The sequence below is a fragment of the Methanoculleus sp. UBA291 genome, from assembly GCF_002499755.1.
Taxonomy (GTDB): Archaea; Halobacteriota; Methanomicrobia; order Methanomicrobiales; family Methanoculleaceae; genus Methanoculleus; species Methanoculleus palmolei.
In genome coordinates this window covers 1-19890 of record NZ_DANC01000037.1, presented here as the reverse complement: position 1 = coordinate 19890, position 19890 = coordinate 1, and the positions used below count along the sequence as shown (strand labels likewise).

The 19890-nt window shown below is 58.3% G+C and carries 18 protein-coding genes; 5 read left to right on the top strand and 13 right to left on the bottom strand.

Features of this window, described 5'->3' with window-relative positions:
- From BP737_RS08675 to BP737_RS08630, 10 genes are all read right to left on the bottom strand, one after another.
- The coding region (locus tag BP737_RS08675; RefSeq protein WP_342686122.1) for a hypothetical protein at nt 1-438 on the bottom strand (438 nt) is incomplete at its 3' end.
- Between the two features lie 968 nt (nt 439-1406).
- On the bottom strand, nt 1407-2585 hold the full coding sequence (locus tag BP737_RS08670) for a glycosyltransferase family 4 protein (protein ID WP_292406133.1): 1179 nt from the start codon (nt 2583-2585) through the stop codon (nt 1407-1409).
- A gap of 2 nt (nt 2586-2587) precedes the next feature.
- Entirely contained in the window at nt 2588-4987 is a 2400-nt protein-coding gene (locus BP737_RS08665; protein ID WP_292406136.1) for a glycosyltransferase family 4 protein, read from the bottom strand.
- A complete protein-coding gene (locus tag BP737_RS08660) occupies nt 4984-5844 on the bottom strand; it encodes a class I SAM-dependent methyltransferase (RefSeq protein WP_292406139.1) in 861 nt (286 codons plus the stop codon). The genes BP737_RS08665 and BP737_RS08660 overlap by 4 nt, the downstream gene beginning before the upstream one ends.
- 19 nt (nt 5845-5863) lie before the next feature.
- Entirely contained in the window at nt 5864-7177 is a 1314-nt protein-coding gene (locus BP737_RS08655) for a class I SAM-dependent methyltransferase (RefSeq protein WP_292406142.1), read from the bottom strand.
- A 10-nt stretch (nt 7178-7187) separates the two neighbouring features.
- A complete protein-coding gene (locus BP737_RS08650) occupies nt 7188-8366 on the bottom strand; it encodes an ABC transporter ATP-binding protein (RefSeq protein WP_292406145.1) in 1179 nt (392 codons plus the stop codon).
- Nucleotides 8367-9146, bottom strand: coding sequence for an ABC transporter permease (locus BP737_RS08645; protein ID WP_292406147.1), 780 nt, complete (start codon nt 9144-9146; stop codon nt 8367-8369).
- Nucleotides 9136-10206, bottom strand: a complete 1071-nt coding sequence (locus BP737_RS08640; RefSeq protein WP_292406150.1) for a glycosyltransferase — start codon at nt 10204-10206, stop codon at nt 9136-9138. Before BP737_RS08640 ends, BP737_RS08645 begins: the two co-directional genes overlap by 11 nt.
- Nucleotides 10203-11432, bottom strand: coding sequence for a GDP-mannose 4,6-dehydratase (locus BP737_RS08635; RefSeq protein ID WP_292406153.1), 1230 nt, complete (start codon nt 11430-11432; stop codon nt 10203-10205). The genes BP737_RS08640 and BP737_RS08635 overlap by 4 nt, the downstream gene beginning before the upstream one ends.
- Before the next feature lie 61 nt (nt 11433-11493).
- Nucleotides 11494-12570 (bottom strand): glycosyltransferase, encoded by a 1077-nt coding sequence (locus BP737_RS08630; protein ID WP_292406156.1) that lies wholly within the window; start codon nt 12568-12570, stop codon nt 11494-11496.
- 266 nt (nt 12571-12836) lie between these two features.
- Between BP737_RS08630 and BP737_RS08625 the strand changes: the two genes are divergently transcribed.
- From BP737_RS08625 to BP737_RS08615, 3 genes are all read left to right on the top strand, one after another.
- Complete coding sequence (locus tag BP737_RS08625; protein WP_292406158.1) at nt 12837-13067, top strand: hypothetical protein; 231 nt, start codon at nt 12837-12839, stop codon at nt 13065-13067.
- A gap of 20 nt (nt 13068-13087) precedes the next feature.
- A complete protein-coding gene (locus tag BP737_RS08620; RefSeq protein WP_292406160.1) occupies nt 13088-13369 on the top strand; it encodes a type II toxin-antitoxin system RelE family toxin in 282 nt (93 codons plus the stop codon).
- Between the two features lie 328 nt (nt 13370-13697).
- Nucleotides 13698-16151, top strand: coding sequence for an oligosaccharyl transferase, archaeosortase A system-associated (locus BP737_RS08615; RefSeq protein WP_292406163.1), 2454 nt, complete (start codon nt 13698-13700; stop codon nt 16149-16151).
- Here BP737_RS08615 and BP737_RS08610 read toward each other — a convergent pair.
- Nucleotides 16114-16716 (bottom strand): CDP-alcohol phosphatidyltransferase family protein, encoded by a 603-nt coding sequence (locus BP737_RS08610; protein WP_292406165.1) that lies wholly within the window; start codon nt 16714-16716, stop codon nt 16114-16116. The two genes, BP737_RS08615 and BP737_RS08610, sit on opposite strands and share 38 nt — an antisense overlap.
- 313 nt (nt 16717-17029) lie before the next feature.
- Between BP737_RS08610 and BP737_RS08605 the strand changes: the two genes are divergently transcribed.
- On the top strand, nt 17030-17317 hold the full coding sequence (locus BP737_RS08605; protein WP_292406168.1) for a nucleotidyltransferase domain-containing protein: 288 nt from the start codon (nt 17030-17032) through the stop codon (nt 17315-17317).
- Between the two features lies 1 nt (nt 17318).
- Here the strand turns inward: BP737_RS08605 and BP737_RS08600 are convergent, their stop codons facing one another.
- Complete coding sequence (locus tag BP737_RS08600) at nt 17319-18491, bottom strand: FAD-dependent oxidoreductase (protein ID WP_292406171.1); 1173 nt, start codon at nt 18489-18491, stop codon at nt 17319-17321.
- Nucleotides 18492-18559: 68 nt separating this feature from the next.
- Entirely contained in the window at nt 18560-19060 is a 501-nt protein-coding gene (locus BP737_RS08595; protein WP_292406173.1) for a rubrerythrin family protein, read from the bottom strand.
- 84 nt (nt 19061-19144) lie between these two features.
- Between BP737_RS08595 and BP737_RS08590 the strand changes: the two genes are divergently transcribed.
- The coding region (locus BP737_RS08590) for a cation diffusion facilitator family transporter (protein WP_342686121.1) at nt 19145-19890 on the top strand (746 nt) is incomplete at its 3' end.

The window sequence follows — 19890 nt, the reverse complement described above, 5'->3', positions numbered from 1 at the left end:
CGCAGTAAGCCCCCAGCAGAACGTGGGCGAACCCTTGATGAACCACTGGAGGTTGCTCCCGACTTTGCGGACAACGCCGGCCTGACCGTTTAAGACGACGGGCGTGTCACCCTTCAGCCCCCAGTAAAACCGCTCAGTCGAACCGTCGGACTTCTTGATGATCCACTGGAGGTTGCCTTTGAGGCCGCCTTCTTTGACTTCGCGGACAACGCCAGCCTGACCGTTTAAGACGACGGGCGTGTCACCCGTCACCCCCCAGTTGAATTGGTCAACGGGTCTCGATTCACCGGGAATCCCGATGATCCATTCGATCTCTCCGTTCACGTCGCGGCAAACGACGGACTGGCCCTCTTCGATTTGTGCCGCCACTGCAGGCACAACAACGAGAAAAGCCAGTACCAGGGTTGCCAGGGTGAACTTATTCACGTTACGCTTCATCATCCATTTCACCTGAATACTCACTAAATCCCTTTTGCATCTCCATCATTCAGCAATGCGCGGCCCCCCCTCACCGGAACTCCCTCCTGTCGAGATGTAGTTGTATAGAGCGAGTACACACCGGTCTGGCCCCCCAGTGAGAGGTTGCGCAAGTATTGTCTATGCATTACCCAATTATAAATCATTCGATACCTTACAGCACTATAAAGATCTGTTTTAACCATAGATCCAATAAAAAACCGTATAATTCAAATTTAAATGCGTTTTATTTCTCAAATTGATTGGACGATCCAGAGATCATATAATGATCAACAGATCTTTCTGAAAGATCATAACATAAAAATAGGATCTCAAGATGATCAGAATTAATATAACACACCGAATAATGGTTAAAACATCATTCTGATGTTTTTAATTGATTATTTAATCAATAAACGCTTAAAAAAACTCAAATATAAAAATAGACCCTTATTATTACCCAAATACTCCCATATTTCGGCACATGCCGGATAAAAAAATAAGAAATTGCCCGGACTGAAAATACAGGGTTATTCTAAAATCTTCTAACATGAGTGGAACACCCAATCGTACCCGGCGACGCTCATGCACCTGCCACCCTGCCGCCGGGTGCACCTCCCCGGCCCCCACTCGAAATTCTTCGAGTTTCTCAAACTCCTGCCGGACCGGCAATCGCTCCCCGCGAGGCGATACGCGCCGGGCCGGAGGGCAGGAGCATGGGAAAATGCGAAGAGTTTGCGAGTGCAACGGATAGAAAGCCCGGAACAGGAGCACCGCCGGGTGAGACGCGCGAGGGTTCGCTAGAACCGGAACGGAAGCACCGCAAGGTGCTTCTCAGGGTAAAAGTCGTTTCCACGTTCCGACCTCCTCTACGGCTCAAGGGTCGAACTATTGTACACGAGTATTCCGAGTAAGGTGTAACGGAAGTTCGTAGCCCATCGGAGGTGATCTCATCGAGATCCGTCTGCAGAGAGATCCTGAAACCTTCTTAGCAGTGAGAGGAACTTCTGCTCGATGCGATCCCATTGATAATTGCTTTCAACATACCTCTTCCCGTTTTCGCCCAGACGAACCCGGGTCCGATCGTTTTCAAGCAGATATCGGGTGCATTCTTTGAATTCGTCGTAATCCTGATACCACAAACCGGCATTACTCCTAACACAATGGCCCTTCAGTACACTGCACTCCCCGTTTACCAGGACAGGCGTCCCGCACCCCATTGCCTCAAGTGTAACCAGCGAGAGACTTTCGTACGGCGAAGGCATGATCAGGAATCTCGCACCGTGTAGAAGTGAAGCCTTCTCTTCTTCAGAAACAAACCCTAAATAGACAATCTTCTTGTGTCTGGGAACTCCAATCGCATCCTGGCCCGCAAGTACGAGATAAGGCACCGATCCCATTTCATTTGCCATTCGCCGGTAGAATTCAAACAGCGTGTAGCACCCTTTGGAACCCTCGATCCTTCCAAGATAGAGGATATATTCGGATGGCACCTTCACCGGCCGAAGGGCCCCGGGGGTCTCAATACCGGACCCGACGACATCCACAATTTTCCCGGTTTCATCAAAGCGCACCCTCTGCCGTATGAGGGTGCGCTCTTCGGGAGTACTGTAAACTACTCCCGCAGCATGGGAAAAGATCTCTTTGGTGGTTGCGAGATCCAGTGCAGGGTCATCCTCTGCAAACGGCACAATTATTGCTTTTTTCCCGACGCCGATTACGCCGTGATAACTCTGGTAATATCGAAATGTAAAGAAAATGACACAGTCGAATTCGTCTGCGTTTTTTTTGAGGTATGTAATGAGACCGGGACAAACCGGACCATTTTCCTCGATCCAGCGGAGTTCGTCGTCTCTAGAATGAGCATGGTAAAAAACTCGCTCTTGAAGTTGCAAAATTTTCGCCGGAGTTCTTATTGCAGTGTTCCTAAACCGCCTAACCGGAATTCCATTGACGATTTCGGTCCCTTCAGGGTACTCGTTCTCCCAGGTATGGTAACTTTTCGCGCAGGTAGTCAGAACCTCGATATCATGATAGCGTATCAGGTGCTCTGCAAAAAGCCGGGTTAAGTACTCCGCCCCCCCGACGATGTCCGCTCCGTACCGTTGAACGACAAAAGCAATCTTCATACTCAGTACTCTCGATCAAGCAATTCAGTATCGAGCAATTTCTGCAAACGCTCCTCCAGACGACGGGCGATAGAATCCCAGGAGAACCCATCCTCTACAAGACTTCGGGCATTATTCCGAAGATGCTCACGGAGCCGGCTATCGGAGATCAATTCCTGAATCTTCCCGGCCATCTGTTCAGGGGGACATACAATAGCATGCTCATAATTCGTTATGGGAATACCTCGCGCACCGATCGGTGTAGTTACAACAGGGATACCGGCACTCATGTAATCCAGCATCTTCAGGTTTGTACCGGAACCACCGAACATAGGATTGATGGCAATATCAGCCAGTTTATACAATTCACGCTTTTCATCCTCGTCCACTGTGCCGAACGCCAGTACATTCTTTGGCAACGTACCATACTCCTGATTGTAATAATCCTTTACACTGCCGATGATGAGGAAGAGGCAATTTTTACACTGAGTCAGGAGATCTTTGACAATAAACCGTAATGCTCTGAGATTAGGAGGGTGCCAGCTTCCAACAAACAATATTGTTGGAATTCCTGAAACTCCAACACCTTCTTTCAGCCGTTCTCTTTCTTCATCGCTACTTGCCCGGAACAGATGAGAATTAACCCCATTTGGCACAATGAAGATCTTATCGGGATCGGCGTCATATAACTTTACAAGAAGCTCCCTGTTCTCACTTGATATCGCAAAGATAACATCCGACGCCCCACAGGCAATCTTCTCAATTTCAAACACTTCCTCGAGATAATCGCCATTTTTGATATAATCTCTCTTTTGCTGATATTCAACATCAATCGCATCGTAGATAACTCTCTTCCCTTGCCCAAGAGGCTTATACAAAGAAAAGAGATATGGGTGGGCAAAAATAACGATATCGGACTGTTCCATCAACTCTTTTACAGCATCAACGTAATTGCACGATAATGCAACGTGATCGATCATCGCAACATCATAGAGATTGACCCCCGCCTTTCTCTCGGCTTTCCACTGTGCCCCGGCGTGTTCCGGGCTCTGAGGGAGGCAGATCTGCCGGAGCCCGTTTTTAAGCGTGAGGTCTTGATACGGTTTATTCGACTCGACAATGGAACAGATGGTTATATCATAGCGCGTTGCTAAACGCGAATACAGATTGTAGAGCCGGTGTTGACCGCCGCCCCTTGGAGGATAGCACGAATAAGTAGCCAGAACCAGGATCTTTTTCTTTTTCTGCTGCCAAACGCCGTCGTCACCAAGAAGCCGACGGGCAAAATTTTCCCAGGTAATATCCTGCACAGTCCTGTAGCCGTTTTCACCCATTCGCCTGGTCTCTTCGGGGTGTTCAATGCAGTAGTTTATCTTTTCAGCAATCTCCCGGGGATCAGGCTCCACCACAAATCCATTCTGCCCCTCTTGCACCAGTTCAAGTGGTCCACCGCTATCCGTTGTCGTAATCACAGGTTTCCTGCTTAGCATTGCCTCAAGCGTGATCAGACCATAGTCCTCAGCGCACGGAGTAAATACGACGGCCAACGCCCGCCCGTAGAGATCGAGGAGTTCGTGTTCATGCACAAAACCGACAAATTCAATCCTCTTATCGTCTTTCGCAATTCTCCTTAACTTCAGTTCATCGGGTCCCGTGCCGGCAATCTTCAACTTGAGGTCATGAGGAACGTATTTCATGGCGTTAATGATGAGATCTATCCGTTTCGGTTCGTCAAGGCGGCTCGCCGTAAAAAGATAATCACATCCAGTGTTAGTAAAGTAGTCCAACTTCGGTGGTGGATGGATGATATCGACGTTTACACCAACGGGGAAATAATCTTGCCGCTGGCGCACGGTCTCCGACATCGTGCAATACCGTTGAATTCTCTCAGGGGAGAGTGCGAACCTATCGAAAAAATGAATTATATCTCGAATAAAAGGCCCGGGAAACTGGAACGTCTCCGGACTATAATGTGCCTCATCTTCTTTCAGCAGCCGAAGGTTTTCGAAGACACCATTTACAGTATCCTGATGGAAGTGGTTCCCATGAATAACCTCAACGATCTCTTCAACCAGCCCGACACGCAGATGCCCGGGAGTCTCCCGGGGCAGGTTGCATAAGTGGTAGGTGTCGTATAGCCCTCGCAGGGGGTGAATCAGGTACACGACATGATTAACATGCTGAACCATCCAGGAAGGGTATTTGGTAGAGATGACCATGTCGAAATGCGAGAGATCGAGGGTGTAAAACGAGTAATACGACGCAATGAGGTTCCAGAAATTATCTTCTCTTGTGGGGATTTTAACGAGTTCGCACTGGTGAGGGGTATACTCATGTATTGCATCCTGCATGCCCCAAAAGAGTTGTTCTGCTCCACCTATGGTAAACGGCACGGGGCTTGGCGCAACAATCGCGATTTTCATATGCGTGTCCCTGCCAGAACAAACTTACAATAGACAGAAGGATCTATTTCTTCTAAATTTTCAAGTACATATACCACAAATTCCATATTTCTATTTGGCGCGATAAGCCTCTTGAAAAGAGACTCCGGAGAATAAAACCTCCCATGCCGATTGCCCCAGCCTTTGGTGCAATATATAGTCGCATCGTCATCGAAGGATACGTTTCCCGGGATCGAATATCGAGGATCGGTTTGACAACAACATTTAGAGTAGATATACAGCGGAGCAATGACAACTCTCCCACCTTTAACCAGTATTCGTTCCATTTCATTCATAAAGAGAACATCTGACTTGTTTTCAAAATGTTCTATACTGCATGTGGCAACGGCAGCGTTAAACGATTGATCTAGAACAGGAAGGTCTGAAGCATTACTGCCAATCTTATCCCCATGAATCCCCGGCTTATACATAATATCCTGGGAGTAAGCGACACAACCGGTAAGAGAACTAAAAATATCCTTGACGGGAGAATGTTCACTTGCAATATCTATGAATTTGTCATCATGCCTAAGATCTAGAAAACTGTAGCATAGGAAATGTTCCACCGTTTTTTCGTAGAAGTTATCTTTATAGTAGTCTGGATATTTGTTTTTATATCCTGCCTTAGATATAAACTCAAAATACCCCTTTTTATCAACTTTAAAATGTCTTACTGAAACCCCAATAGAAGATAGAGTATCAATAATTTCTGCTACACATTCGCTATTGGTATTATTGATGGCTCCTATCACTACCGGGTTTTTTACCCGCTCCTTCAATAACTCCACACCTTCTTCAAAACCTATGCCCTCACACTTTAATTGATACTCATATGCCATAGCCCCACCACAACCAAGATTACTTCTTCCCGATCACCGCATAGTCCTGCGCCCCGTATAGCGTACCATTCAGCAGGTCTACATTCATATTGTAGATCTCAGCCCGCTGTTTCTCCGCTTCGCCCATCCCTTCATCCACCGGCAACCTCCGCAGTCTCACTTCATCCGGCACCGGTGAAGAGAACTGAGCCTCGATCTCCCTGAAACCCGCAGCCCCGAACAGGAACTTCAGCGTCGCCGGATGGACCGGCCGAACATGGGTCATGTCGATGTAGAAGTTTGCAAGTGAGACAAACGAGAGCGGGTTCACCGTCTCCGCGACGAGATAATAGCCGAACTTCATCTTCCGGTGACAGAGCTCAAGCAGCCGGACAAGATAGGCAGGCTCGAGGTGCTCGACGACCTGGTCGATGAAAACCCCGTCGAGGCTCGAATCGTCGAGGTGCTCAAGGTACGAGACCGCATCGTTCAACTCGACCTCCAGACCCCGGGAGCGGCAGAACTCCGCCATCGTCTCGTCGAGGTCCACACCGCGGGCGTTGACGCCCGCATCGCGCATCAACTCCAGGAACTCACCCCGGCCGCAGCCGATGTCGAGCACGTTGCTGCAGCCTTCGAAGTAATGGACGAACGCCCTCTGCCGCTCCCTGATATCCTCCCGGGAGCCACGGAAGTGGTCCTCAAAGGCGAAGTAGTTCACCCCGGCATCGGTGGAGGGAGAGCCCGGAGATTCAACAGCCCCGGGTGCACTCCGGAGCGCTCTCTCCTCAAGAACCTTCGCCAGCCAGGTCCGGTTCTCGATATCGGTGTCCATGGCAAGGATCGCGGCCTGCACCTGCTCCCTGATTTCCCGGGTGATCTCGGCCTTCATCTCTGCGGCCAATGCCGCAACCTCAGACCGGACCTGCTCCCCAACCTCAGACAGGATCTCCTCCCGGAGGCTCTCGATCCCGGATACCTGCCGGGTCACGCCTTCGAGCACCCGACCAGTGGCCCGGTTGAACTCAGCCTGCTTCCAGATCACCGGGTCGACGTAGCGGCGCACCTCCCCGTGGATGAGTTCCCGACCCTTCACCAGGACCTTCCCGGCGACGGGCCGGTGTGAACTGATGAAGTAACTGTTGTTCTGGATGTTCCAGTTGCCGGAGAGGTAGGCAAGGTCCCGGGCGATCCCGGAGTCACCACCGGCCGGAGCCCGCGGAACTCCGGCGGGGTCCGGGTCCGCCGGGTAGACCCCCGCCGCCTTCCGCCGCCGGATGTTCTCCCGGATCTTCTGCATGATTTCTTCGACGTTGATCTCGTCGTCTTTGATCTCAAACGGAGTGCCACTCATAATACCTTCCTCACCGCCGCCATATACAGGGAATATCGAAGAGCCCGGCATCTCTCCCTGTGGGGATAACGTCGAACGAATACGCTTTATCCTGCCAGTCGTAACGCTCCCCGCTGTGGGTGTGAACCGCAACCGTCAGCAGGAAACGCCCGGCGAGCATCGGAATACGGTCTATCCGGAGATCGATATGTCCTTCACCGGAGATATACCCGATCGAAACGTCTTTCAACTCGGTATTCGTCCCGTAAAGGTGCTCCCCGCGTTCGGAGTAGAGAGCGATCCCGAAGACCGGGCCGGCGATCCGCTCCCGTGCCGAGTAGAAGATCCGAACAGTCATCGGGTCGAAGGCGTTAAACCGGGTGCTTTCTGCGCCGAACTTGTTGAAGAACGTCACCCCCGTGATCTCCACTTTCATGTTCCCCCGGGATGCCGCTTCGGCAGCAGGGGCCACCGGCTCCTCCGCCATCTTCCCGTAGACATAGCGGTCGATCACCACGTCCGTCTCGTCGAGGGCCACCTGCTCTCCGTGATTCAAGAGGAGCGTCCGGTCGCAGAACCGCCGGACTGAACCGAGGTCGTGGGAGACAAAGACGATCGTGACGCCCTCGTTGCGGTACCGGTTCAGCACATCCATGCATTTCTGCTGGAACTCCATGTCGCCGACGGCGAGCACCTCGTCCATCAGCAGAATCTCGGGGTCGGTCTGGATCGCAGTCGAGAACGCGAGCCGCACCTGCATGCCGGAAGAGAAGTTCTTCAGTTTCGCGTCACGGAATGTTTCAAGCCCGGCAAAGGCCAGGATCTCGTCGACTTTATCGTTGATCTCCCGCTTCGAGAGGCCCATGATCGTAGCGTAGGTCCGGATGTTTTCGACGGCCGTGAAGTCCGGGTTAAACCCGACACCGAGTTCGAGGAACGGCGTGAGCCGTCGGTTGACGGAGACTGTCCCCGACGTCGGCCGCATGATCCCGGCGAGGATCTTTAAGAGCGTGCTCTTCCCGCTCCCGTTCTCCCCGATGATCCCGAGCATCTCCCCTTCTTCGACCGAGAACGTCACGTCCCGCAGGGCGGGGAAGGTTTCGTAGTCCGTCGGCCTGAGAAGACCGGTCAGGGCCTCGAAGACCGTCGTCCGCTTCTCGTGGGGGATGCGGAAGACCTTCCCTACATGCTCGACGTCGATGACGCTCATTTACATCTCCTCCGCAAAACGGGGTTCGTAGTGGGCAAAGACGGCGTATCCGATCAGGAGGATGAGCACGGCCGCAACCCCCGCGTAGAGGAGCGACCCGGCTGCCGCAGGGGTGGAATAGATGATCGTGTCGCGTGCCGCCATGATGATGTGGGCCATGGGGTTAAGAAGGAAGATCCGTTGCAGTTCCTTGCCGAAGATTGTTACCGGGTAGAGGATCGGGGTCGCAAAGAACCCGGCCTGGAGGACGACCGCCCAGATGAACTGGACGTCGCGGTAAAAGACGTTCAGCGCGGCAAGGGCAAGAGAGAGCCCCAGGGCTACCAGGAAGAGGAGCACCAGGACCAGCGGCACGTAGATGAGGTTTGCCGAGAGAGGCACCCGAAAGGCCGCCATGAAGGCGACAAAGACCAGGGACTCAAAGATGCTCATCAGGAGCGCCGTGATGCAGGACGAGATCGCGAGGATATCGCGCGGGAAGTAGATCTTCTGCACCATACTTGGTTTTCCGAGAATTGCATTCAGCCCCATGGACGTCGCCCGGGAGAGGAAGTTCCAGAGGATGATGCCGAGCAGCAGGAAGAGCTGGTAGTACTCCACCTGGATACGCATCAGGTTCGAGAAGACCACATAGAGGACCACGAGCATCAGGAGCGGTTCAAGGAGCGACCAGAAATACCCCAGGACCGAGTTTTTGTATCGCTGCTTGAAATCTCCCCAGGCAAGAGTCCAGATGAGGTTCCGGTAATCATAGAGAGTCCGCAGATGTTCAAACGCCATCGTTCACCACACGCCGGATCCGCTCCGCGAAGACGGAACCATCAAACACGCTCGCCCGCGCCAGGCAGTTCTCCCGGTAACGCTCCGGGTCGGCCGAGACCGCACGGACCGCCGATGCAATCCTTCCGGGGTCGGCATCGACGAGCACCCCCGTATCCGCCGTCACCGTCTCGCGGAATCCCCCTTCGTCCACCGCGACCACCGGCTTGCCGGCAGCCATCGCCTCCACCGGCGTCAGACCGAAGTCCTCGTCCAGGGCCGTGCAGATGTGGCCCCTGCACCGGGCGTAGAGGTCGATCAGTTCCTCTTCGGAGACCTCACCCCGGATTTCGACGTTCTCCGGAAGGTCTTTCATAAGTCGGGCTGCATACCGGCCCGCATGGTCCCCGGCGGCATACCCGCCGACGATGACCAGACGCTCGTCCGGCATCGACCGGAAGGCTTCGATCTGCAGCTCGATCCTTTTTTCCGGATAAAGGCGGTTCACCGAGAGCCAGAAGTCGCCGTAACCTTCGCAGCGGTACCGGGAGACGTCGACGGGAGGATAGACGACCTCCGCATCGCGGCCGTAGCAGGTGCGGATTCTCTGCCGAACGTTCTCCGAGATCGTCACGATGGTATCCACCCGGCCCACGGAACGCCGGTCCGATCTCCGGGAGAGCGCCACCCATGCCCTGAACGCCTGCCGGGAGACAAAGCCCTGCCGCGACAGAAACGTCCCGTAGAGGTCGTAAAACGCCCTCACCGGCGTATAGCAGTACCAGAGGTTCGGGTGGTGGTGCCGGGCGGCATGGTGGCTCCAGTTCCCGGTGAAGATGAAGAAGTCGTAGTCGTCGGAGAAATCCCCTGCGGCGAACCTCCGGGCGGCGGAGATCTGCTTGAACGGGGGGAGTTTGACCGTACTTCCGAGACTCGTGACCCGGACGCCGTTGTCCAGTTTCGCGGCCGCATCCGTGTCGGTCGTAATGACGTCGGCGTTCAGGACCTTCGCGAGGGCGAGGACGACCCGTTCGCCGCCCCCGATCGCCCCGAAATAGTCATGGAAGATCGCGACTCTCATACCCGCTTCTTCTCGTCCATGTAGAAATTGAGCTGGTCCCGGATGATGTCCTCAACGCTGTAGGTGGTCGAAAACCCGAGATGCCGGATCTTCGTCGTATCGGAGAAGAGGATCGGGACCTCGGCAGGCCGGAACCGCTCCGGGTCGAAGAGCACCGAGATCTTCTTCTCGCCCGATTTAACGATGATGCCCTGGTCGCCGGCGGTAAACTCAATCTCTCCTTCGAGCAGCATCCGGTCGACTTTCGTCTTCTCGAACGGCACGCCGAAGATGGCCGACGCGTCCTTCTCGGTCGGCGCTTCGACGACCTTACCGTTTTTGACGCTCTCGATCCGGTCGACCGGCATCCCGGCGTTCTCAAGGGAGAGGAGGATGTAAGAGAGGACGGAGGTCGTCCGCATCGAGCCCTGGTTGTAGACGTCGCCGGGGTGACCCGCATCGGCGATCAGGCAGTAGCCGTGGATGGTGTCCATGACGTGCGACCAGTCGCGGAAGGCGTTGACGTTTCCGATGGTGATGTGGTCGAGATCCCCCGCCGCATACTTCGCCACCTGGTTCGTCACGACCGAGGTGACGAACATACTCCCGCGCCCGGCCCCCTCGTGGTTGAAGGCCCGGGAGACGATAGCCTTCGTGCCGTAGGTGTAGAAGTAGTTCCTCATCAGGTGGTCGCCGTAGACTTTGCTCACGGCGTACGGCGACATGGGGCGGAGGGGGTTCGTCTCCTTGATCGGCACTTCGGGGATCGAGGTCGGTGCGGGATAGATCGTCCCGTACTTCGCCCGCAACCGCTCGTACTGCTCCTCGGAACTGAAGACCAGCCCGTATTCCTCGGACGACCCGGCAAAGATGATCGTCGGGTCGCAGTCCTTCCGGCGCACCGCCTCAAGGAGGTTGTTCGTGCCGATGGAGTTGATCTGGGCGGTCTCGATGGGGTGTGAAAACGAGCGGGGAACGAAGGATTGAGCAGCAAGGTGGAAGATAGTATCCGGTCGGGCGACGTCGAGCGCCGTGGCAAGCCCGGAGATATCCTCCAGATTTCCCTCAAGGAAAGTGATGCCGCTTTCGATCTTCTTCAAGGCGATGTTCTGAGGGATGGCACCGTCCGCCCGCCGCCGGACAAGTCCATAGATGTGCGCACCCTCGTCGATCAGGTATCGGGCCAGGTACGACCCGACGAACCCGCTTATCCCGGTGATTAAAACGCTCCGATCTTTCCATGACATGCAATCTGTTCCCCGTAGAGGTCTTGAAAATCAAAAGGCGTAAACCTGATGTCAGGGTTGGTTAGATCTTTTGATAAACCTTTTCGAGCATATCGGTGATCCGCCCCCAGTCGTACGCTGCCGCCGCCGCCCGAAAGTCCGATGCCCGGCGCAGGTCGAGCCCCGCCAGGATCTTCTCCCCCATCTCCCCCGCCGAGAGCCCCGAGCGGAACCCGTTCACCCCGTCCCGCACGAGGTCCCTCGCTGCGTTCCCCGGGCGGTCCGCCGTCACCACAGGGAGGCCGCAGGCCATCGCCTCCAGCGCCGCGATCCCGAAGCCCTCGCGGGTCGAGGGGAGGACGAAGACCCTTGATGCCTTCATCGCGGCGATGACCGCGTCGTGATCGGGAAAGAAACCGGTAAAGGTCACCGCCCCGTCAAGCCCGAGGTCGCGCGCGAGGGCTTCGAGCGCCGGGCGTTCCGGGCCGTCGCCGACGATCAGCGCTCGAAGGTCGGGGACCTCATCCCGCACCGGCACGAGCGCCCGGAGGAGGGCGTCGACGTTTTTGTCCCGGATCAGCCTGCCGGCGAAGACGACGTCCGACTCCTCCGCCGCCGGGACAACCGCGGCGATCCGCGCGGTGTCGATACCGTTCGGGACGACCGGGACCGGCCCGGAGACCCCGAGGCCCTCGAGGGCCCGGGCCGTCGAGGGCGAGACCGCAACCGGGTGGTCCGTGAGAGAGGCAGCCAGCCGCTCGACCGCCTTCCCGAAGACCCCCCGGGGCCCGAGGTAGTCGTACCAGTAGTCGCCCCAGACCTCGTGCCAGGTGACCACGAGCGGGAACCCGCGCAGCGCCGACGCCGCCTTCGCCGCAAAGCAGGAGAAGTAGGGGAAGTTCTGGCAATCGACGACGTCGGCGCCGGAGGAGAGGAGCGGCCGGAGCACAGAGCGGCCGAACCGGAGCGCCTGCGGGACCGTCCGCCGGCCGCCGCAATACAACGCCTCGGCGAGAGCGACGCCGTGGATGGTCACCCCGTCCCGCTCTATCGTCGCCGGATCGCTCCAGCAACGCATCCCGTAGACGTGAACCTCGTGCCCCCGTTCCGCGAGCCGGACCGAGACCTCGCGGATGCGTTTCTCGACCCCGCCCTTCACCCAGGGGTAGACGGCGTCGTAGACGTAGGCGATCTTCAGAGGATGCCCTCCCGAGGAATAGGTTGCGGGAGGAGGGGGATAAGGGTATTCGTTTTGGGGAACGACTGGCCGAAGGGCAGGAGTTCGAGAAGACCGAAGGTACGACGTTTCGGCAGGGTCGGAGCGGGCACCCCGGCACCCGTCCTGTCGGGGTGCTCATTATGGCACATTTATTCACTGTGATAAATGTGCACACCAATAAATATCATGACGACCCACGGAGATGCATGTCTTCCGCCACAAGCGATACCGGAAGCCAGATCAAGCGCATTCCCGTGAAAAAGCCTACCTGGAGGGACCTGCACGACCTCAAAGAGGCCGGAGAGAGTTATGATGAGCTGCTTAGCCGGATGATCCGGCGCGAGCGGGACTATCGCGACTGGAAGATGATCGTCGAGATAGAGGAGACCGGCGAGTTCGTAGCCTTCGACCCGGACGACCTCCTGCAGGACGACTGAGGCACCGGTGAGAGGAGAGCGTGTTCACCGTTCTGATCGAGAGGAAGGCACGGGAGTTCTTAAAGCGGCTCCCCCCAAAAACCCGGCGCATCGTCGTCGAAAAAATCCAGGAACTCGCGGAAGACCCGTTTCCGGGAGGGAACAAGGAGAAACTTGAGTATCCCCATCCCCCTGCAGTCTATCGCCTCCATATCAGCAGATCCTTCACCGTTTTTTATATCGTCGAGCATGAGGAGAGCATCGTCAAGATCGAGAAGATCGTGACGATCGAGAGAGCGCACAAGGAGTATTCTCGCCGGTGAAGCCCCGGCCGGGGGGAGAGGCCGGGTGCTGGCCGCATCCCCATCCGCACTGTACGGATGCATTTGTTCGGGACAAGATCTCCCGGCACTGCACCATCGTCACCGCTCCCGTACACCCCGGAAAGACCCTTGCGCCAAAGACGCTTCAGACAACTCTTTTTCAGGCCGGAACCTCGCCTGAAGAATTCCAGGCTTTCCTGTAGTTACCTCTTCATTTTCTGGCCCTGTTGAAACTGGTGAGATAGATAGCCCGGACCACAGATCTCACCCGCCCCCCTCCAGTCATACCCCTTAATTACCGGCAGCCGCCAAGATCAACCTACGACCTATGTCTCCTGCCGCACAAAAAGATCATACATCCACCCTCACCGCCGCTGCCCTGCTCCTCTTCATGATCGTGGCGGTCCTCCTCCGGGCAATCCCCAGTGCCGCGCTCGTCGACGGCTCGTTCACCAGCCTCATCGGCACCGACTCCTGGTACAACCTCCGCCAGATCGAGGCGATGGTGGCGAACTACCCCGGCTACGCCTGGTTCGATCCGATGACCGCCTACCCGACCGGTAAAGAAGTCGCATGGGGACCGCTCTTCCCGTTCATCACCGCCACCGCCTGCATCATCGCCGGGGCGGCATCGCGCCCCGAGATCGTCTACGTCGCCGCGTGGGTCCCCCCGCTCCTCGCGGCCGCCGTCGTCCCGGTAGTCTACCTCACCGGGAAGGCCGTCGCCGGAAGGAAGACCGGACTCATCGCCGCCGGGCTCATCCCGATCGTCTCGGCGTCGTTCTTCGCGCGGTCGATCTTCGGGTTCGTCGACCACCATGTCGCCGAAACCCTCTTTTCGACCCTCTTCTGCCTCGCCTACATCGCCGCGCTCGCGTATGCCGCCCGGCACCCCGTCTCGTTCCGGGATTACAGGACGGTTCTCCCCGTCGCGCTCCTCGCCCTCGGCGCCGGGATCGCATACCTCCTCGGCCTCCTCGTCATGCCGACGATCATCCTCTTTGTGCTCATCGCCGGCGTCTTCACGGCCCTCCAGGCCGTCCGGAACCACCTCGACGGCACCGGACCGGAGGGGCTCCTCGTCGTCAACGCCGTCGCCTTCGCCGTCCCGACGGTCTTTTTGCCCCTATCGGGGTTCATGGTCGACTCGATGTCGCTCTCGCTCTACTCCGTCGCCCACGTCTACGCCTACCTCCTCCTGATCGGAGCGACCGCCCTCCTTGCCGGGGTCTCCGTGGCCCTCCGGGGGAGGCGGCGCGAGTACCTGGCCGCGCTCGCGGCACTCGCCGTCGCCGCGGTCGCCTTCCTCAACCTCTCCGCCGTCGGGAGGACGATGACGAACGGGCTCGTGACGTTCTTCGGACAGGACATGACGGCCGCCGCCATCCGGGAGATGGGGGCCTGGGACCCCGCACTCGCGTGGCAGAGCTTCAACGTCGGTCTCCTCCTCATCCCGGCAGGACTTACGGTGCTCGCTCTCCGGGCCCGGCGCGAAAACCGCCCCGAACTCCTCTTTGCCATCGTCTGGTCGGTCGTCATCCTCGTCGCGACCATCCAGCACCTCCGGTTCGAGTATTACCTGGCCGTGAACCTTGCGCTCCTTGCGGCGGTCTTCATCGCGTGGGCGCTTCGATTTGGGCTCGGGAAGACGGTCGCATATCTCCGGGAGCCTGAAGGAAAGAAGAAGAGAAAGAAGACGGTCCCCGTCCCTGAGGTCGGCGCCGTCGCGCTCGCCGTCGCGCTCGCTGTCATCCTCGTCGGGGCCTCGGCCGCAGAAAACATCGGCTACGCGCAAAACGGCGTCTCCCGTACCATGCTTGCCGACGACTGGCGGGACGCCCTCGAGTGGATGAACGCGAACACCCCCGACCTCGGCGTGGACTACTACGCCACCTACAAGAAGGACAACTTCACCTACCCTGCGGACTCCTACAGCGTCATGTCCTGGTGGGACTACGGCCACTGGATCACCTTCATCGCGCAGAGGATACCGGCCACCAACCCCTTCCAGGACCACGTCGACGCCGCCACCAGGTTCTTCCTCGCCGGAACGGAAAGAGAGGCCGATGCGGCCCTTGCGGCGGCCGGTTCCCGTTACATCGTCACCGACGGCAGGATGGCCGTCGCAACGTTCCCGTCCATCGCCAGCTGGCATAACACGACGGCGGGGATCAACCCGTACGCAACGGCGCTCCTCGTGCCGGTGGGAGAGGATACCTACAGGATCGAGATGTTCTTCAAAGCACGCTACTACGAGACGATGGTCGCGCGGCTGCAGACCCTCGACGGGACACTCGTAGAGCCGTCGGAGGTTCTTTACGCCGAGTACGACACCGGATCGGTCCCGGAGACCGGCTACGCGAGGCTTACCGCCAGCCAGAGGATGGACCCCGCCGGGGCACGGGAGGCGGTCGAGGCGTACTCCGGATCGGGTGAGGCCGCAATCTTCGGGAGCGATATCGCAAGCCCGCCGGAGGCCATCCCGGCGCTCAAGCACTACCGGCTCATCTATGAGTCCTCCCCCGACAGAACGACGAGCGTGAAGGTCTTCGAGCGCGTCGAAGGCGCGGTGATCCCGGGCGAGGGGGTGATTGAGGTCACGGTCGTCACCAACACCGGGCGGGAGTTCGTCTACCGGCAGCAGAGCGAGAACGGGACCTTCGTCGTCCCCTACTCCACGACCGGCAACCCCTACGGCGTAAAGACGGTCGGGAACTTTTCGATCGCCGGCGCGACCGGGGAGTTCACGGTGACCGAGGAGGCCGTGACGGGGAGAGCGTAGCCCGCCGGACACGGAAGAGCCGCTCGACCGCGGTGGCGTTCGTAGCAACCGCGAGGATGACAAGAGCCGGGAGGACAAGGCCGGTGACGAGCCCGGCGATGATGACCGCGACCCGCTCCGGCCGGGCAAAGAATCCGGCCCGGCACTCGATCCCGAGCCCCTCTGCCCGGGCCCGGGCGTAACTGACCATCAGCGACCCGACCGTGGCGGCAAACGCGGCCTCGACGCCCGACGCCGTCTCCGCCCCGATGTAGTAAACGAGGAGTCCGCCGTAGACCGCCGCCTCCGCGTAGCGGTCCAGGAACGAGTCGAGGAACGCGCCGAAAGCCGAAGCGGCACCATTCGTGCGGGCGAGCGCACCGTCGAGGGCGTCGAAGATGCACGATGCGGCGACGACGATTCCGGCGGCGAAGAACGAACCGGCGGTGCAGAGCACCCCGGCACCCCCCATCCCGAGGAACCCGAGCACGGTGAGGAGGTCCGGGGTCGCCCCCGTCCGGGCGATGAGGTTCGCGGCCCGCGTGAGCACCCCGTTCGTCCGTGCCCGGAGAAAACCCTCGATCATCGACCCGTCTCCCGGGGGAGGACGGCTGCGGGCGCCACCGACCGTATCATGAGAGAAAATCTACCCTGCAGAGAGATAAGCGTGTCTCTCCCACGGCCAACAGGTGCTCCGTCAGTCGAGGTTATGCTTCCTGATACCGGGCGGCGGAATGATTATATCCATAATAATTATGGGTATAATCATTCCCTCTCCACCCTGGACCCGGGAATGAGAGAGGTCGTCGCAAAAGGGTCTCTCAAACCTCTGGTGCATCCTGCTCGGAGCATCTATTACAATAGCCGTCGGAATACTACGAACGGGAGGATGCCGAAGAATGCATCGCGTACGCGGATTCGATCTGCAGTGCCGCGAGGCGGTCGCTCTCCGGGTGATCGGGCAGGTCCGGGACCTCGCCCGCGGGGACTTCCACGAGGGAAGCGACGTCGACCTGATCGTCGTCGGGGACTTCCCCGAGCGGCACCACAAACGGGCAGCGGCCATCCTCGATCTCACCGACCTCCCGATCGAACCCCTCTGTTACACCGGCGAGGAGTTCGCCGGGATGGTCCGGAGCGGCAACCCCTTCATCAGCCGGGCCCTTGCCGAAGGCATCCGGGTATAATTCACGCGCAGGTGGACTGCCCGCCCATGAGGCGCTCGAAGTACTCGTGCGCCTCGAGCGCCGCCTTCGCCCCGTCGCCGGCGGCGACGATGATCTGCTTGGCCTTGACGCAGGTCGCGTCCCCGGCCGCAAAGATCCCCGGGACGTTCGTATGGCCGTTCTCGTCGATGACGATCTCCCCCCGCTCGTTCAACGCCACCAGGCCCGCAAGGAACTTCGTGTTCGGCGCAAGCCCGATCGAGAGGAAAAGCCCCTCGACATCGAGGGCCTCCTCCTCCCCGGTATCCCGGTCCCGAACCGTGATCCCGGAGAGAGTCGCGTCCCCGTGAAGTTGCGTCACTTCGTGGTGGAGATAGGTCCGCACCCCCGCCTCCTCCGCCCGAAGGATGTAGACCTCGTCGCACCGGAGCGCTCTCCGGGCGATCAGGGCCACGGAACTTGCGATCTTCGTCATTTCGATAGCGGTCTGGAGGGCCGCGTTTCCGCCGCCGACGACGGCGACAGGTTTATCGTGGAAGAGCGGAGCGTCGCAGGTCGCACAGATGGAAACGCCCCTCCCCATCAACCGGGCCTCTCCCGGGAGGCCCAGGGTCCGGGGCTCTTTCCCGGGAGCAAGGATGAGCGTCCGGCAGCGATAGACGGCATCCGAGACCGTCCGGACGACGAAGGCCTCATCCTCCTTCTGGATGCTCTCGATACTGTCAAGCTCAAGGTCGACGTCGTGTCCACGGACCTGGTCCTCGAATTTTTTAAGGAGGTCCGCCCCCGTGATCGTCGGGAACCCCATGTAGTTCTCGATCGCCCAGCTCCAGGTCGCCTGCCCGCCGATGTTCTCCGATACAACGACGGTCTTCATGAGTTTCCGGGCGCAGTAGACCGCAGCCGTCAGCCCGGCCGGTCCGGCGCCCGCGATCACCACATCGCTGACCTCCTCCGCCTTCGACGTCCCGAAAACTTCCCGGAGTCTCTTCGCATCGAACCCGACGATCACCGTATCGCCAAAGACCGTGACCGGCACCCCCCGCTGCCCCGAAACCCGGATCATCTCCCGGGCCGCTTCCCGATCCTTCCCGACATCGACGGTCTCGTAGGTAACCCCATACTTCCGGAGGAACGCCTGGACCATCCGACAGTATGGGCAGTTCTCTGTCGTGTAGACCGTTACACCTGCCATAGATGAGTATCGTCCGAACCCTATAAAACATAGAAGGTTGAACGAACGAGCCCGGATCAAAAAAAAGATTACTGAACCTCGCGGAACATCCGCTCCGGGACTCCACAGATCGGGCACTTTTCGGGAGCCTGCCCGATCTCGATGTTCCCGCAGACCGGACAGAGGTAGATCTTCTCCCCCTCGAGGTCCTGTCCTCCCCGGACGGACTCAAGCGCCTGAAGGTAGAGGTTCGCGTGCACCTCTTCGGCCTTCATCGCATGGGTAAAGACGATCGAGGCCTCGTTCTTCCGCTCCTTCTTCGCCTCTTCGACGTAGGGGGGATACATCTCCATAAACTCGTAGTTCTCTCCCTCCATCGCGCCTTTGAGGTTCTCCTCGGTGCTCCCGACGGCGGAGAGGACGAAGAGGAGGCGTTTTGCGTGGACAGCCTCCGCCTCGCTTGCCGCCCGGAAGAGTTTGGCTACCGTCGGATACCCCTCAGCGGCCGCTTTCTCGGCAAAGACCGCGTACTTTCTGTTCGCCTGGGACTCCCCGGCGTATGCGTGCCTAGCATTCTCGTCAGTCGACATAGAAGTACCATTTCGGGATGTTCATATTAACCTTTGCATCCGTCCCGCAAACCCTATGCCGCCGGAGCACTCCTACACGGGCGTATGCAGGATCCCCGGGTGCGGCGGGTCTTCATCACCGTCCTCATCCTAAACCTCGTCGTCGCACTTGCAAAAGCGGTATTCGGCCTCCTCGCCGGTTCGGTGAGCATGGTAGCGGACGCACTCCACTCGGGGTTCGACTCCTTCTCGAACGTCGTCGGGATAGTCGCCCTCTACTTCGCGGAAAAGCCCCCCGACCCGAAGCACCCCTACGGCCACGGCAAGATCGAGACGCTCGGGACCCTGGTCATCGGGGCGATGCTTCTCCTGACCGCCGCCGGTGTCCTCTTCGAAGGCTACCGGCGGCTCGTCGCCCCCGTCGCCCCCGTGATCACGTCAGTCACCGTCGGGGTCATGATCGGGACGCTCGCCGTCAACATCGCCGTCTCCACCTACGAGAAGAGGAAAGGCGAAGAGTACCACAGTCAGATCCTCATCGCCGACTCCATGCACACCCGAAGCGATGTCTTCGTCTCCATCGCCGTCCTTGCGGGTTTCCTCGCGGTCAGGCTCGGCTATCCCACGGCCGACCCGGTCATCGCCTTCATTATCGGCATCCTCATCGCGAGGATGGGCTTTGAGGTCATTTACGAGGCTGCACAGGTCCTCACCGACACAATGGAACCTCCTTGCGACCCGGCGCTCGTCCGGGCGGTGGTGACGAACACCCCCGGCGTGGTCGGGTGCCACGACTTCCGGTGCCGGGGAAGACGGGGGGAGATCTTTGCCGACATCCACATTACCGTCGA